Here is a 15,027-nt window from a genome sequence, read left to right as displayed (position 1 = left end):
CATTCCTCTAGTCAGCTCTTTCTGCCACCGCAATAGTCGCCTGGCGATCTGCTGATATAATCCTTGGGCCAAGCAGCGTTGCCTTTGGCCCTGCCGCCAATAGCGCCACGGCTTCGGCCACGCTGCCCGTACCACGGGCCTGCATGCTACGAGCCGAGTGGGTGAGCGTTGCCACAGAAGAGAGCTCGGCGTCCGCCACGGCGATAACCTCTAGGCTGCGCAATTGGCCCAGCTGTTTAACCAACGGCAGCATGGAGTGGGCTGCCGCCAGTTGGTCGATGGCGCCATACTGCTCGATCAGTTGATCCAGCGCTTGAGCAAGAGACGCCAGCGGCGCTTCACTGCGAAAGCCAAACCCCGCTACTTTTATCTTCTGCCCCTTCAACGCGCGCTCTATTGGTTTATCGTAAGCATCGCTCATCGAACGCCCCGCCACTGAACGATGGGGTAGCTGGCTTTCCAGCCCCGGCGAGTGCCAATGGGGGCGGCGTTAGCCAGTTCAAAGCGCAGCAGCTCGCCGCCTGCCTGCTGATGCCAGTGGGCCAGCAGCGCTTCGGACTCCAGGGTCACCGCATTGGCGACGATGCGCACGCCTTTGGGTAGGCGCTGCCATAAGGCGTCTAACAAAGTTTGAGATAACCCGCCGCCGATAAACACCGCATCCGGCAGCGGTGCCTCGTTGAGTATTTCAGCCGTGCTGCCCTCTTTTACCTCCAGCCAGTCAACGCCCAGGCTGGCTGCGTTTGCTCGCGCCCTGGCTGCCCGTTCGGGGTGGCGCTCAAAGCCAATGGCCTGATTATCCCCATGAGCGAGCAGCCACTCAATGGCGATGGAGCCAGAGCCGGTGCCAATATCCCATAGCCGCTCGCCGGGCATGGGGGCTAACGCGGATAGCGTGATCGCCCGAACGGCCTGTTTGGTGATCTGGCCGTCATGCTCAAAAAAGCTATCCGGTAGGCCGGGGGTAAGCGGCAAGGCGGGGCCAGCCCCTGCGACGTCCAGCGCTACCGCAACCGGGTGAGCGATATCGTCGGGCAAGGGGGTATCTACGCGGAGGGTGCGGATGCGCTCGTTATCGCCACCCAGGGATTCCAGCAGCGTTAGCTGGGAGTCGCCAAAGCCGAAGCTGTTCACCAGCGCCGCTAACTCGGCCACCGCCTTGCCGTCTCTGACTAACACTAATAAACGCCTACCGGCATGCAGATAGGGACGAATGCGCGTTAGTGGTTTGGCGTGCAGGCCCAGGCAGGTGCAGCGCTCCAGCGGCCAGCCCAAGCGGGAGGCCGCCAGGCTAAAGGTGGAGGGCGATGGTAGCGCCTGCCACTCCTCTGCCGCCAGGTGGCGTGACAAAGAAGTGCCCGCCCCAAACCAGAAGGGGTCGCCCGAGACCAGCATAACGACTCGGCGGCCGCGCTGATCTAACAGCATGGGAATGCCGTCGGCAAAGGGCACCGGCCATTCATGCATCTCAGTGTTCTGGTCAGTGTTCAGGGGTGGCAGCAGGCGTAAGTGGCGGCGAGCGCCGAATACCACTTGGGCATTTTCCAGCGCCTCACGGCTTGCCGGATTTAGCCCCGCTATGCCACTCTCCCCCCAGCCTAATAGCGTCAACCAGGGAGCGTTGTTAACCTCTGCCATGATCAAAATCCTAATTCTTGGGGGAACCTCTGAAGCCAGCGCCCTGGCCAGCGCTGTCGCGAAGCGTGGCCTTCCCGCTATTTTCAGCTACGCCGGACGGGTGAACTCGCCAAAACCTCAGCCACTGCCGACCCGCATTGGCGGTTTTGGCGGCGTGAGTGGTCTTGTGGCCTTTTTAGCCCGAGAGCGCATTACCCATATTGTTGATGCTACCCACCCCTTTGCCGCGCAGATGAGCACTAATGTAGTTGCCGCTGCTGCGCAGAGAGGCGTCAAAGCCATTGCGCTTACCCGGCCCGCTTGGCAGCCTGTTGACGGCGACCAGTGGCAGAGCGTGGCAAGTGTCGAAGAGGCGGTTAGCGCCTTGGCTTATCCGCCCCAGCGGGTGCTGCTTGCCATTGGCCGCATGCACCTGGCTTCCTTTGCCGCCCAGCCCCAGCACCATTACGTTCTTCGCCTGGTTGATCAGCCCACCAGCCCGCTGCCGCTATCAGATTATACCGCCGTGATCGATAGAGGCCCCTTTACCCTGGAGGGCGACTTGGCCCTGCTGGAAAACCAGCGTATTGAGCGCATCGTATGTAAAAATTCCGGCGGCGAAGGCGCGGCTTCCAAACTCACCGCTGCCCGTAGGCTCGGCCTGCCCGTGGTGATGATCGAGCGACCTCAGCTGCCATCTCGCCATGAGGCTCATAGTATCGAAGACGTGATTAGCTGGCTTGGCGACCACTATTAATCATCACGACGCTTAATCAGCCGAACGCGGCGTATACACCAGCGGCGCGCCATCCCGCTCGATCAACCGCGTCTGCCGGGAACCCACGATGACCAGCGTGCGCATATCGGCCATTTCCGGCGTTGCCTCGCCTAGCGTGGTGACGTGAATCGACTCCTCCGGGCTGGAAACCGCGCGGGCGAAGATGATTAATCGATCAGAGCCGCAGGCTTCCCGCAGTACTTCCAGGGTACGCGCAAAGCCTTCCGGCCGCGCCTTGGAGCGGGGATTGTAAAACGCCATGGCGAAATCGGCTTCCGCGGCCAAACGCAGGCGTTTTTCAATTAGCGCCCAGGGCTTGAGGTTGTCGGATAGATTGATGCAGCAGAAGTCGTGGCCTAACGGTGCACCTACGCTGGCACTGGCGGCCAGCATGGCGGAGATACCCGGCAATACCTGGATATCCAGCCTGCGCCACTGGGCATCACCGCCTTCCAGAGCCTCAAACACCGCCGCCGCCATGGCAAAGACGCCGGGGTCGCCAGAGGAGACTACCACTACCCGGTGGCCCTCGAGCGCCAGCTGTAGCGCGTGCTCTGCTCGGCGAATCTCTTCGCGGTTATCCGAACCGTGGCGAACCAGCCCGGCTCTTGGCGCTACCCTGTTGACGTAGGGCACGTAGCCCACCACATCGGTGGCATCCTGCAGCGCGGCCGTTACCTCGGGGGTAATCATCGCCTCTGAACCCGGCCCTAAACCAACGATTTTCAGCCAGCCGCTCATGGGCGCCGCCCGTTGCCATGGATCAGCACAATCGAGAAGTACGGCACGCTCTCGCCGACTTCGCTAAGTGGCAACACACGTTGTTGGGTCATAGCGGCGTACTCGATTAGCCAGGCTTGCTCTTCACGGCCAGCTTGAGCCAGCGCCCGGCGCAGCTTGGCCAGGTTGCGGCCAATCTTCATCACCACCAGCGCGTCGGTGTGTGCGATGCGCTCGGCCAAGGCTTCTTCGGGTAGCGTGGCCATCAGCACGGTCATGATGTCATCGCCCCAGGTAATCGGCTGGCCGGTGGCCGTCCACGCCCCCGACATACCGGTAATCCCCGGCACCACCGAGACCGGCACGCGGTTCAGTAGCCGCGTGTAGAGGTGCATAAAGGAGCCGTAGAAAAACGGGTCGCCTTCGCACAGCACCACCACATCGCTACCGGCCTCGGCCATCTCGATCAGTTGGGCCACGCTGCGCTCGTAGAAGGCTGACAGCAGTTCGTTGTAGCGGGGGTCGTCAAAGGGGATTTCCGTGGTGACCGGGTACTCCATGGGCAGCTCGGTTGCATCTGGTGCAATCAAGCCCTCCACGATGGTGCGGGCATGGCCGCAGCGACCCTTCTTCCGAAAATAGGCTACGTGGCTGGCGCCGCGAATCAAGCGGTCGGCGCGCACGCTCATTAAGTCCTGACAGCCTGGCCCTAAGCCAACCCCGTAAATCGTCCCTTGGCTCATTCGATGCGATCCGCCATGGCGTTAATGGCCGCTACCGTCACTGCACTGCCACCCAGGCGGCCGCGCACGATACAGCTGGGGAGTTCCGTGTTAGCCAGCAGCGCTTCCTTGGATTCCGCTGCGCCCACAAAGCCTACCGGGCAGCCGATAATCGCCGCGGGGCGTGGGCAGTCTGGGTCTTCGAGCATATTGAGCAGGTGAAATAGCGCGGTGGGCGCATTGCCAATGGCGACCACGGCGCCTTCAAGGTGTGGGCGCCACAGTTCCAGCGCCGCCGCCGAGCGGGTATTGGCCATATCCTGAGCGAGTGTGGGGGTGCGCTCATCGTTGAGGGTGCAAATGACTTGGTTATCCGCGGGCAGCCGCTTGCGGGTGATGCCTTCCGAGACCATTCGTGCATCGCATAGAATCGGGGCGCCCTGCTCTAACGCGGCGCGGGCTTTATTGACCACGTCGTTTTGAAAGTGAATATACGCGGCCAGCTCCACCAGCCCGGCGGCGTGAATCATGCGCACCGCAACGGTTTCTTCTTCCGCTGAAAAGCGGGCAAGCTCGGCCTCGCTGCGGATAATGGCAAATGACTGCCGGTAAATCGCCGGGCCGCTTGTTTCGTACTTATGAGGCACCCAAATTCTCCAAATAAACTAATTCGCAGTTGGTCTTCTGCAAGGCAACCGTGCCAGGGCACTCAGCTACCGAGTATATAAGCCGCTATTTTTAACTTCGATAAACCTAACTGCTTTCGCTGAGCTTTCTTACTAAATCCAACGCCTCACTCTCGGTGAGGTCTGTTCTAACCGGCGTGCTATCGGCAGCGCCGTTAACAATAAGATTAAATCGGCCGCCCTCGCCTACCAAACAAACATCGGCATGTGAGCGACGGGCACAGCCTTTAGCGCAGCCGGATATATGGACGCTGCTGTTTTTCAGGCCGCTTAGCCGCTCCGCGAGCGGCTGAGTGGCGACACTTGCCTGCTCGCAGTAAGGCGCGCCGGGGCAGGCATCTATGGATAGCCGCGGGTCGCTATTATGCCGGATTAAGCCATCCACCGCTGGCGCCACATCGCCCTGCACTAATTTCTGTTTAACCAGCAAGCGCCGCCAGGGCGTGACCTGCACGGCGGTGACACTTGTGGACGCTACCAACTCACGCAGGGTTGCGACGGTGGCACGCCCAAAGGGTAGCCCCACCACCTGGCCCGCGGGATGGCTGCCCAGCGCCAGCTTGGCACCGGAGGCTGCTGGGGCCGTATCAGCAGGTGCCCAATCCGGCAATGGCGCTGTATGGCGACGCATACGTCCGGTGTCCCAGCCGCCGCTCTCCACAAACCAGTGGGTGAGGCGGATTAGCTGCTCAACGACGGCTTCAACATCGCTAACTGCCGTACCTAGTGCATAGCCATCGCAACGCACCATCAGGCCGCCTTCTATCGAGCGTTCAATGCGAAAGTCGGCGGCGCTGTCGCTGAGCACCGGCGCCTTTCCCGCATCAATGGCAATCCCCACCTTGCCGGGCATGGCGGCTAGTTCACTGCCCCGCGCCTGCAACAGGCTGGCAATGGTAGGCGAGTCATCACCCGCTTGCCAGTGTGGCGCCAGCATCAGCTGCGGCTGGCGTTCTGCTTCCGGGTTGGCACTGACCAGCTGATGCTCAACCAGAAAAGCCATTAACAACGGCCAACTGTCGTCGCTCACCCCGCGCAGCTGGAAATTAGCCCGGCTGGTGAGCTCGATCAAACCACTGCCGAAAGTGTCGGCAGCGTCGCATAACGCCAGCATTTGTTGCCGTGAAAGCTCGCCCATGGGCGGGCGCACCCGCACCAACAGGCCATCGCCGGTGGCCATGGGTCGCCATGCGCCGGGGCACCAGCCTTTAATGCGCGGGCTGGGCAACATAACCGCCGGTCTCTTTGGCTTCATCCATCTCCAGCAGCAGATCCTGCAGTGCTTGACCGTGCTCGCCGGGGGCTTGCCACATGCCCCGCTGGGCAGCTTCAAGCAGCCGTTCGGCCATCTCCTCTAACGCTGCCGGGTTGTGCTCGCGGAGGAACTGCTGATTGGCTGGGTCGAGCACCAAGGCATCGCTCACCTGGGCGTACTGGTAGTCGGCGACCAAGTCGGTGGTGGCGTCGTAGGCAAACAGGTAGTCCACCGTGGCGGCCATCTCAAAAGCCCCTTTATAGCCGTGTTCGCGCATGGCGTTGATCCACTTGGGGTTGAGCACTCGCGAGCGAATCACCCGGGCCAACTCTTCTTTCAAGGTGCGAATCTTGGGCGCGGCGGGATTGGCGTGGTCGGCGTGATAGATCACCGGCGCCTGACCGCTTAGCGCTCGGCTGGCGTTGGCCATCCCGCCCTGAAAGGCGTAGTAGCTGTTGGAGTCGAGAATATCGTGCTCGCGGTTATCCTGGTTTTGCATCACTGCATCCAGGCCTTGGAGCTGCTGTTCAAAGGCACCCCGTGCGACGGTACCCGACTCCTTAAACTGACCGTAGGCGTAGGCCCCGGCATCGAGATAGGCTTCGGCTAAATCGTCGGCGCTGTCCCAGGAGCGGTTTTCAATCAGCCGGTTAAGGCCCGCGCCATACTCGCCCGGCTTGCTGCCGAAGATACGGTAGCTCGCTTCCTGGGCGGCCATTTCCGGGCTTAGCCCCTGGGCTTCCAGCGTTTGCTGGCGGGCTAACACCGCCTCGCGGATAGTGTTGCTGTTGCCCGGTTCCTCATAGGCGGCGACCGCCTGAACGGCGGCGTCGAACAGGCGAATCACATTGGGAAACGCATCGCGGAAAAACCCGGAGACCCGCAGCGTGACGTCTACCCGCGGGCGATTGAGCAGCATCGAGGGAATGACCTCGAAGTCCGTTACCCGCTGGGAGCCTAGCGACCATTTAGGGCGCACGCCCATCAGCGCAAAGGCCTGGGCGATATCATCCCCCCCGGTGCGCATGGTGGCGGTGCCCCAGATCGATAGGCCCAACCGGCGCGGATAGTCGCCGTTGTCCTGCAGGTAGCGCTCGACAAACGCCTGGGCGGATTTTTCGCCCAGCGTCCAGGCGGCGGGAGATGGAATCGAGCGATTATCGACGCTGAAAAAGTTGCGCCCGGTGGGCAGCGTATCCAGCCGCCCCCGGCTGGGCGCGCCGCTGGGCCCGGCGGGTACAAAGATGCCCTCAAGGCCATCCAGCAGCGATTGAAGCTCCATTTTTACACCCCGCTGCATGGCGACCCATAAATGCTCGCGGGCGTAGCGTAGCTGCTCCGCCGTATCGGGGTAATCCCGGGCCAGTTCATTCAGGCAGCCTGGGGTTAATGGGGCTAATACGTAGTCGCTCACCCAGCGTTCGGCGAGCATTTCCAGGCGCTCCCGGGTATCCGCTCCGGTGCGCCAGGGGGCATCAAGCTGTTCGATCAAGATGGCGGGCTTAGAGCCCTGCCAGGGCTCACTAGCAGCGGCCAATGGGTCAAACGGCTTGCCATCATGCTGCTCAATCAACCCTAAATCGCGGGCTAAGTTATGCAGCAGGCCGCGCTGGGCCACCGCTTCGCCCCTGGGTAGCCGCAGTAACGCCACCAGGGTGCCCGCCCGCTTCTCTTCCGGCGGCAGCGTGCCGAGCACGTGCAGGCCGTGACGAATCTGGGACTCTTTAATATCGCAGAGGAAGGTATCCAGCTCGTTGAGAAGTTCGGCGTCGTCGCTGGCGTGAGCCAATTCCTGATCAATCCCGGTGTCCCGCAGGTGGGCTAAAATCTGCCCACGGATCAGTGCTTCCCGGCGGGGATCCATATCCAGCGCTTGGTAATATTCGTCACATAGCGCTTCAAGCTCCGCCATGGCGCCGTAGAGTTCTGCTCGGGCCAGGGGCGGCATCAGGTGGTCGATAATTACCGCCTGGCTGCGCCGCTTGGCCTGGGCACCTTCGCCGGGGTCATTGACGATAAACGGATAAAAGTGCGGCAGCGGCCCCAGGGCAATATCCGGCCAGCAGTCGGCGCTTAGCGCAGTGCTTTTCCCCGGCAGCCACTCTAAATTGCCGTGCTTGCCCACGTGGATAACCGCATCGACCTGATAGTGTTCGCGCAGCCAAAAATAAAACGCCAAGTAGCTATGGGGCGGCGCTAACTGCATGTCGTGGTAGGACTGGGTGAGATCGTCGATAAAGTCCCGCTCGGGCTGGATTCCCACAAAGGTGTCGCCCAAGCGAATACCCGCGATCATCAGCCGCCCCTGACGACATTTGGGATCATGCTGCGGGGCGCCCCAGCGTGTCCATACGATGTCCTGCAGCACTACAGGCAGGGTGTTAAACCAGGCGAGGTAGTCGTCAACGCTGATGCTCTGCCAGCAGGCGCGCTGATCGAGGCTGGCGTGATCGTTGGTGACCGCCCCCTGGAGCAGGCGGATCAATTCATCGCCACTTTCCGGCAGCTCGCTGAGGGGATAGCCTGCCCCCTTTAGTGCGTTTAAAATTTGCAGCGTTGAGGCAGGGGTATCCAGCCCTACCCCGTTGCCGATCCGGCCATCGCGATTGGGGTAGTTGGCCATGACCAGCGCGATGCGCTTTTGGCTATTGGGTGTTAGTCGCAGCGAAGAAATACGCCGGGCCAGCTCGGCCACAAAGGCGGCTCGTTCCGGGTGCACCACGTGGTGGGTGACCGCCAATTGGCAGCGCTGGTTATAGTGGGCTTCGGCTTTAAACCCCACCGCCCGGGTAATGATGCGCCCGTCCATTTCCGGCAGCACCACCTGCATGGCCACATCGCGGCTATGCAGCCCGGCGGCCATGCCCTGCCAATCCTCCGTGGTACTGCTGGCTAGGATCGCCTGGAGTACCACAGGCCGCCCGACGAACAAGCTGTCTAAAAGCGTATCGCCCAGGGCATCCAACCCATCGGCGTTACGATTGACCGCAAAGCTGGTGGTATTAATCACCAGCATGGCGCCGGTCTGCTCAATTAGATGATTAATAAAATCGATGCACGGCCCCTCTTTTAATGAAGCCACCGCCACCGTCAAAGGCTCCAACCCCTGCTCTTTAAGCGCTGCGATCATGCCGTCGGGCACGGCGGCATTCCCCCCCTGCAGATGGCTGCGATAAAACAGCAGCAGGCACACCGGCCGCCCAGGCACCTGTCGATCACGCCACTCGCTGAGGCTTGAAGCCTGCTGATCTTGCGGTGCATAAATCACCGCTGGCGGAATCACCTTGGGCTCCTGCCAGTCGCCTAACTCACTATTTATGCACTCGCTGGGCAGGCACTCGCTGGCGACAAAGCGCAGCAGCTGCTCGGCGTTATCAGTACCGCCCTCGCGTAGATAGCGCCACACCCGGTAGGCATCATCAAAAGCAATGGTGGAGTCTTCCAGCAGGGCATCATCCGGGGCGTCGCAGCCCGGCACCAGAATTAGCTGGCGACCGGGTTTGGCCGCTGCCCAGGCGAGCAGGCGCTCATGGCCGTAGGGCCAGTAGGCCTTGCCGCCCAGCAGCGAGACAATCACCAGCTGGGCCTTTTCCAGCACCCGATCTTCGTAAAGATCGTAGGCGGCGGGCTTGACCAGATTCATCCAGTTGGCCAGCCGCACCGAGGGGTACGCCTCACCCAGACGATCAACCGCCTGGGCCAACGCCGAAAGGTTGCTATCGGCGGCGGACATGATCACGACCTCGGCGGGGCTCTGCTGTAGATCGATGATGCCTTCATCATCGACAAAGCCCCCCGGCTTAGCGGCGAATAAGTGCATTAGGTAGCCGTTTGAGAAGCCGTTTGAACCTCTATATCAGCCAGCGCTTCACGCAGCGCTGGGATATCCAGGTCTTTACCAATAATCACCAGCTGGGTTTGGCGGGTTTCGTCCTGGGCCCACAGCCGGTCGAAGTAACCTTCCAGGCGCTCGCCCACCGCCTGAATAACCCGGCGCATCGGTTTGCCGGGAATCGCCGCAAAGCCTTTAGCACGATAAATCTCGTGGTCGATCAGCAACTGCTGCAGCTTGCTGGCCAGGGCGTCGCCATCCACTTCGCCCAGGGTAATCACGCAGGAATCAAAGTTATCGTGGGCGTGGTCGTGGTGGGCGCCTTCGGCGTGGTGCTTATCGTGGTGATTGGTGATGCTATCAATGTTCTCTTCGCTGGCCGCGCCAATGCCCATCAGCGCTTCCAACTGGGCGGTATCGCCGGTCACTGTCTGATCGATAAACAGCGTTTTCACCGAGGCACTCACCCGCGCCTGAATCACCGCTTCCACCCGAGCACGCTCTTCCGGGCTAAGTAAGTCCGCCTTACTGACCAGCACCAGATCCGCCGCGCTAAGCTGGTCGTCGAGCAGTTCGCGCAGGCTGGGGTCGTGATCAAGGCTTTCGTCGGCGCGGCGCTGGGCTTCGACTTTATCCACATCGCTGGCATAGCGGCCGGCGGCCACGGCGGGGCCATCGATCACGGTAATAATCGCATCCACGGTGCAGTGCTGGCGCACGTCGGGCCAGTTAAATGCCTGCACCAGCGGCTTGGGCAGCGCCAGGCCGCTGGTTTCGATCAGGATATGGTCGATATCGTTACGGCGGGCGACCAGCTTTTTCATTACCGGTAGAAACTCCTCCTCCACCGTGCAGCAGATACAGCCATTGGCCAGTTCATAGATGCTGCCATCTTCACCGTCTAGCTGCCCGCCTTCGCTACCCTCTTCACACCCCAGCGCGCAGCTGCGCAGCAGGCTGGAGTCGATATCCTGCTCGCCGAATTCGTTTACGATCACGGCGATCCGCTTGCCGGTTACTTGGCGCAGAATATTGGCCAGCAGCGTGGTTTTGCCGCTACCGAGAAAACCTGTCACGACAGTGGCGGGAATCTTGTTTAGTTTCACATTACTGGGTTGCATGGATGAACTCCTCACTCTCGAGTTGCTGTTCGGGTAGCGCCGGGGCAGATGAAAACAAGCGTGCAACAGCGTCAGGATTATTGGGGAAAAACAGATGTAAATAGGTGGCCGTTAAGCGCTTATCACGATAAATCGCCTCCCCCGGTGCGGGGTGACGCTGGCGGCGGCCGTGGGCAATCGGCTCCGGCGTGCCTTCCGCCATGGAGCGGTGGTGGGCATGGCCGCGCACTGGCCCTTCCGGCAACTCGGCGGTTTGCATCCCCTGGCAGCCCCGGCGACCACGCATGGCGCCCTGCCCTGGCAGCAGGCCCAGCAGGGTATGGGTCACATCGTCATAGCCGGTCAGGGTTTCCAGGCAGTACAGCAGGCCACCGCACTCGGCGAGGATAGGCTTATCGGCGTTAAAGAACGTCTGAATGGCCGCGCGCATGGCGCTGTTATCGGCAAGGGTTTGGGCGTGCAGCTCCGGGTAGCCTCCCGGTAGCCATAGGGCGTCGCATTCGGGCAGGTTGCTATCCGTTAACGGCGAGAAGAAACGCAGCGTGGCGCCCATCTGCTCAAGCAGATCCAAATTGGCCGGGTAGATAAAACTAAAGGCGGCGTCGCGAGCCACGCCAATGGTGTGGCCGTTAAGCACAGTCTTAACGGCCACAAGCTGTTCTTGAGGCGCACTAAAGGTCACCGGTGGCAATGCTGAGAGTGCTTCCAGCAGCCCTGCCGCTTCCAGCGCTTTGGCGGCTGACTCAAAGCGTGCTTCCAGATCCTCACGAATCTCTGCCGCCTGCACCAACCCCAGATGGCGCTCGGGGAGCGACAGCGCGGGGTCGCGTGGCACGGCGGCCAGCAAAGGAATCGATGGCGGTAACGCGTCTTCGATCAGCTCCCGATGGCGCGCCGAGCCGCAGGCATTGGCGATAAGCCCGGCGATATGGATATCGTCACGAAAGCTGGCCAGCCCCGAGACCAGCGCCGCGGCGGTTTGGGCCATGCCTTTTACATCCATGACGATAGCCAGGGGAATGCCGAACAGCGCCGCCAAATCCGCGCTGGAGGGTTCGCCATCGAACAGCCCCATGGCGCCCTCGACCAGAATCAAATCCGCTTCACAGGCGGCCTCATAAAAGCGCTGGCGGCAGTAGGCTTCCCCGGCCATCCATAGATCCAGCTGATCTACCGGCTGGCCGGAGGCCTGGGCGAGGATCTGCGGGTCTAGATAGTCCGGGCCGGTTTTAAATACCCGCACCACCTTGCCCTGATTACGCAGCAGTCGCGCCAACCCTGCCGTCACGGTGGTTTTGCCCTGCCCCGAGGCGGGGGCGGATAGAAAAAGCGCTGGGCAAGTCGTCGTGGGCGTGCTCATCAATATTCGATCCCCAGCTGCGCTTTAACACCGCCGCGAAAGGCGTGGCGTTCGTCCTGGACGGTGCTGATGGTATCGGCAATTTCCTGCAGCGGCGTAGCCATGGTGCGCCCGGTAATAATCACGTTTTGATGGGCTGGGCGGCGCTTCAGCGCTTCTACCACCGGTTCGGGATCGAGATAGCCATACTTGAACATATAGCTCATTTCATCCAGCACGATCAGGTGATAAGCGGGGTTCTCAAGCAGACCTTTGGCGACGGCCCAGGCGGCCTGAGCGGCTTCGACATCCCGCTCCCGGTCTTGGGTTTCCCAGGTAAAACCGTGGCCCATAATGTGCCAATCGAGTTTGGGATGATCGCGGAAGAACAGGTACTCGCCGGTTTCGCGACGACCTTTAATAAACTGAATCACCGCGCACTGCTGGCCGTGCCCCAGCGAGCGCGCCATGGTGCCAAAGGCGGAGCTGCTTTTGCCCTTGCCGTTGCCTTTGAGCAGAATCAATACGCCGCGCTCTTCGGTGGCGCGGCTGATCCGCTCATCGACCACCTCTTTTTTGCGCTGCATACGGTTTAGATGGCTAGCGTCGCTCATGGGGTTTCCCCGGTTAGTCGGTCAAATAGGGTTTACTAAAGATGGCTTTGCAAAATCAGCCGGCCAGTAGCGCGCGCCCAACTGCTGGGCAATGCGCGCCCCCTGGCCGCGTTTGACCTTGGACTGTTCGGTATCGATTAACACACACTCGCCCAGCGGGGCGAGATCGTCAACGGACTCCCGGGTGCGGCCATCGGTAATCAGGTAGGTACGCACCTGCAGGCCTGGCTCCCGCTGCTGCCATTGACGAATCAGCCGCTTGGCTTCGACAATCGCTTCCCGAAGAGGGGTTCCACCGCCGCCTTGGGCACTGTCGAGGGTGCTGCGCACGTGTTTAGGTGCACGACGGCGGGAGAGTATCGGCACCACTCCGCCATTACCAAATCCCAGCACTGCCACCTGCTCCCGCGCGGCGTAGGCTAGGGTCACCAGCGATTCAACCAATCCTTTCGCCTGACCTAACAAGCGCTGGCCCAGGGTCGAGCCGGAGGTATCCAGCAGCACCAGGTGCGCCGTGGCCTGCCCCGCGCGAGATTTGCGCATTTTTAACTGCCGCCAGGGCCACTGGCCGCGATTGGCGATAATGGTCGCAAACCCGTCCAGTCGGGAAGTCGCCACCTGGGATCGCCCCTGGCCTAGCGCAACGCCTTTGCCCGCGCTAGCGGCGGTCTCGGTGCGTTTAGTCTGCTGAAAAAGGTCTTCGCTATCGGGTAGCTTCAGCGCTGGCTGGCTAATCGACGCTTGCGCCATGGGGGGCATAGCGCCCCACTGACCCTGCTCACCGTGCTGATGAGACGAACCGCCGGTAGGTGCGTTATTCGCTGACGACGAACCACCCTCGCCATTTGAAGGCGTTTGATTAGACGGCAATGACGGCGGGCTCTGCTCTGGCGGCTGAGTACGCCGATGCGCCAACACCCAGGGCTCCACAGTATCGATATCCTGCTGTTCAACGCTCCCCACGCCTCGCCACGCGGCATGGGCCTGAGCGGCGCGGTGCCAGGTAACGTCGGCGCGTAGGCCTTCAACACCGGCGGCTTCGCAGCGGGTGGCAACGGTGCGGTATACCCAGGGGTCGGTGGTGATCTCCTTGAGCAAGCGCTGCGCGTTAGCAATACGTTCGGTCAGGGCGGTTTGGTCATGCTCAACCCGTTCAAGCGTGCCAGCAGGGTCGCGATCAAAAGCTTCCCGCTGCTGCACGATAGCAATGCGCTCGTCGATACTTAGCGCACCCGCCTGTTCAAGGCAAAGTCCAAAGCGGTCGAGAAGCTGAGGGCGCAGTTCGCCTTCATCCGGGTTCATGGTGCCAATCAGGCTAAAGCGCGCCGGGTGGGAGTGGCTAATGCCATCGCGCTCAACGATATTGGTACCACTAGCGGCGACGTCTAACAGCAAATCAACCAAGGTATCCTGCAGCAGATTGACTTCATCTACATACAGCACTCCGCCGTCGGCTTTAGCCAGCAGCCCGGCATGAAAAGTGGCTTCGCCATCGGCCAATACCTTTTGCAGATCCAGACTGCCCACTAGCCGATCTTCACTAGCGCCCAGCGGCAGAGTAACAAAAGGAGCACGCTGCCCGTCGCTATCGCTGGGCAGAATGGCGGCCAGCGCCCGGGCTAAGGTCGATTTAGCGCTGCCTCTAGGCCCGCTGATCAGCACCCCGCCAATGCGCGGGTTAATAGCATTAAGAAGCAGCGCCGTTTTAAGCGCTTCTTGGCCAACCACCGCCGCAAAGGGAAACTCACTCACCGGCACCTCCCGTGCTGGCCAAGCCCACTAACCGATCCATATTGGCCAACTGATCTGGGGAGCAAGGGACTTGAATATGATTCATGCTAACTAGCCAAGTGATAATAAAACCATTCATAAAGAAGTGGAAATATAAAAGGCGTTCAGTATAGAGGAAGGCATGGCGGGGAGGCCAATCTGTTGCAAGCTGTTAACTTTGCGAGGCCGTGTGTCAGCTCACGCTAAGAATGCTGCTGGATTTTTACACGCACTCAAAATACAATGTTATAACATTACATATATTGCGAGGTCTCATAAGATCCTTAGGCTTTCTGTTGTTCGCTATCCACCTGCCACCTAGAATGGACGACGTCGGTGTTCCCCCCGGAACTTAATAGAGAATCCGCCGCGGCTTGCCGCGAAACGGAACTGCCCCCGCAACTGTAGGCGGCGAGCGATGCTCTTTAATGCCACTGGACACATAGTCTGGGAAGGCGAGCTAGCCATGACCCGTCAGTCAGGAGAACTGCCGACATATAACTAACATTGAGCGGAGTGGCTCGGTCGGTATTTGCCGACTGAATGCTGAGCTCATCATGCACGGGAGTGTAC

General features: G+C 60.8%; 12 protein-coding genes and 1 riboswitch. Of the genes, 1 reads left to right on the top strand and 11 read right to left on the bottom strand.

What is annotated here, in order from left to right:
• Positions 1-7: 7 nt before the first annotated feature.
• Entirely contained in the window at positions 8-421 is a 414-nt protein-coding gene (locus tag QT231_RS10370; protein ID WP_308336820.1) for a cobalamin biosynthesis protein, read from the bottom strand.
• Positions 418-1,638 carry a precorrin-6y C5,15-methyltransferase (decarboxylating) subunit CbiE gene (gene cbiE, locus QT231_RS10365; protein WP_308336819.1) on the bottom strand — a complete coding sequence of 407 codons (1,221 nt, stop codon included), beginning with the start codon at positions 1,636-1,638 and terminating at the stop codon, positions 418-420. Before cbiE ends, QT231_RS10370 begins: the two co-directional genes overlap by 4 nt.
• On the opposite strand from cbiE, the gene QT231_RS10360 reads away from it, so the two are divergent.
• Positions 1,637-2,374, top strand: a complete 738-nt coding sequence (locus QT231_RS10360; protein WP_308336818.1) for a cobalt-precorrin-6A reductase — start codon at positions 1,637-1,639, stop codon at positions 2,372-2,374. The genes cbiE and QT231_RS10360 overlap by 2 nt on opposite strands.
• 12 nt (positions 2,375-2,386) lie before the next feature.
• Here QT231_RS10360 and cobJ read toward each other — a convergent pair whose 3' ends face one another.
• From cobJ to QT231_RS10315, 9 genes are all read right to left on the bottom strand, one after another.
• Complete coding sequence (cobJ, locus tag QT231_RS10355) at positions 2,387-3,136, bottom strand: precorrin-3B C(17)-methyltransferase (RefSeq protein WP_308336817.1); 750 nt, start codon at positions 3,134-3,136, stop codon at positions 2,387-2,389.
• Positions 3,133-3,858 carry a precorrin-2 C(20)-methyltransferase gene (locus QT231_RS10350; protein ID WP_308336816.1) on the bottom strand — a complete coding sequence of 242 codons (726 nt, stop codon included), beginning with the start codon at positions 3,856-3,858 and terminating at the stop codon, positions 3,133-3,135. Before QT231_RS10350 ends, cobJ begins: the two co-directional genes overlap by 4 nt.
• Entirely contained in the window at positions 3,855-4,484 is a 630-nt protein-coding gene (locus QT231_RS10345) for a precorrin-8X methylmutase (protein WP_308336815.1), read from the bottom strand. The genes QT231_RS10350 and QT231_RS10345 overlap by 4 nt, the downstream gene beginning before the upstream one ends.
• A 106-nt stretch (positions 4,485-4,590) precedes the next feature.
• The gene (locus QT231_RS10340) at positions 4,591-5,754 is read right to left on the bottom strand and encodes a cobalamin biosynthesis protein CobG (RefSeq protein WP_308336814.1); all 1,164 of its coding nucleotides are present in this window, start codon (positions 5,752-5,754) and stop codon (positions 4,591-4,593) included.
• Positions 5,732-9,598, bottom strand: coding sequence for a cobaltochelatase subunit CobN (gene cobN / locus QT231_RS10335; RefSeq protein ID WP_308336813.1), 3,867 nt, complete (start codon positions 9,596-9,598; stop codon positions 5,732-5,734). The genes QT231_RS10340 and cobN overlap by 23 nt, the downstream gene beginning before the upstream one ends.
• Positions 9,598-10,716, bottom strand: coding sequence for a cobalamin biosynthesis protein CobW (gene cobW / locus QT231_RS10330; RefSeq protein ID WP_308336853.1), 1,119 nt, complete (start codon positions 10,714-10,716; stop codon positions 9,598-9,600). Before cobW ends, cobN begins: the two co-directional genes overlap by 1 nt.
• Before the next feature lies 1 nt (position 10,717).
• Positions 10,718-12,091, bottom strand: coding sequence for a cobyrinate a,c-diamide synthase (locus QT231_RS10325; protein WP_308336812.1), 1,374 nt, complete (start codon positions 12,089-12,091; stop codon positions 10,718-10,720).
• Positions 12,091-12,684, bottom strand: coding sequence for a cob(I)yrinic acid a,c-diamide adenosyltransferase (cobO, locus tag QT231_RS10320; protein WP_308336811.1), 594 nt, complete (start codon positions 12,682-12,684; stop codon positions 12,091-12,093). The genes QT231_RS10325 and cobO overlap by 1 nt, the downstream gene beginning before the upstream one ends.
• Positions 12,685-12,705: 21 nt before the next feature.
• Positions 12,706-14,436 (bottom strand): AAA family ATPase, encoded by a 1,731-nt coding sequence (locus QT231_RS10315; RefSeq protein ID WP_308336810.1) that lies wholly within the window; start codon positions 14,434-14,436, stop codon positions 12,706-12,708.
• Positions 14,437-14,771: 335 nt separating this feature from the next.
• Positions 14,772-14,964: riboswitch (cobalamin riboswitch) on the top strand.
• Positions 14,965-15,027: the final 63 nt, after the last annotated feature.

Origin of the sequence: Halomonas sp. SpR1 (genome assembly GCF_031010175.1) — a bacterium.
In the GTDB taxonomy this organism is placed as follows: Bacteria; Pseudomonadota; Gammaproteobacteria; order Pseudomonadales; family Halomonadaceae; genus Vreelandella.
The sequence above is the reverse complement of the archived record's forward strand: the minus strand, read 5'-3'. Positions and strand labels throughout refer to the sequence as shown.

Coding starts and splice junctions, on each gene's coding strand:
- QT231_RS10350 (WP_308336816.1), bottom strand. CDS start 3,858: ATGAGCCAAGGGACGATTTACGGGGTTGGCTTAGGGCCAGGCTGTCAG.
- QT231_RS10340 (WP_308336814.1), bottom strand. CDS start 5,754: ATGTTGCCCAGCCCGCGCATTAAAGGCTGGTGCCCCGGCGCATGGCGA.
- cobN (WP_308336813.1), bottom strand. CDS start 9,598: ATGCACTTATTCGCCGCTAAGCCGGGGGGCTTTGTCGATGATGAAGGC.
- QT231_RS10360 (WP_308336818.1), top strand. CDS start 1,637: ATGATCAAAATCCTAATTCTTGGGGGAACCTCTGAAGCCAGCGCCCTG.
- QT231_RS10325 (WP_308336812.1), bottom strand. CDS start 12,091: ATGAGCACGCCCACGACGACTTGCCCAGCGCTTTTTCTATCCGCCCCC.
- cobJ (WP_308336817.1), bottom strand. CDS start 3,136: ATGAGCGGCTGGCTGAAAATCGTTGGTTTAGGGCCGGGTTCAGAGGCG.
- cbiE (WP_308336819.1), bottom strand. CDS start 1,638: ATGGCAGAGGTTAACAACGCTCCCTGGTTGACGCTATTAGGCTGGGGG.
- cobO (WP_308336811.1), bottom strand. CDS start 12,684: ATGAGCGACGCTAGCCATCTAAACCGTATGCAGCGCAAAAAAGAGGTG.
- QT231_RS10370 (WP_308336820.1), bottom strand. CDS start 421: ATGAGCGATGCTTACGATAAACCAATAGAGCGCGCGTTGAAGGGGCAG.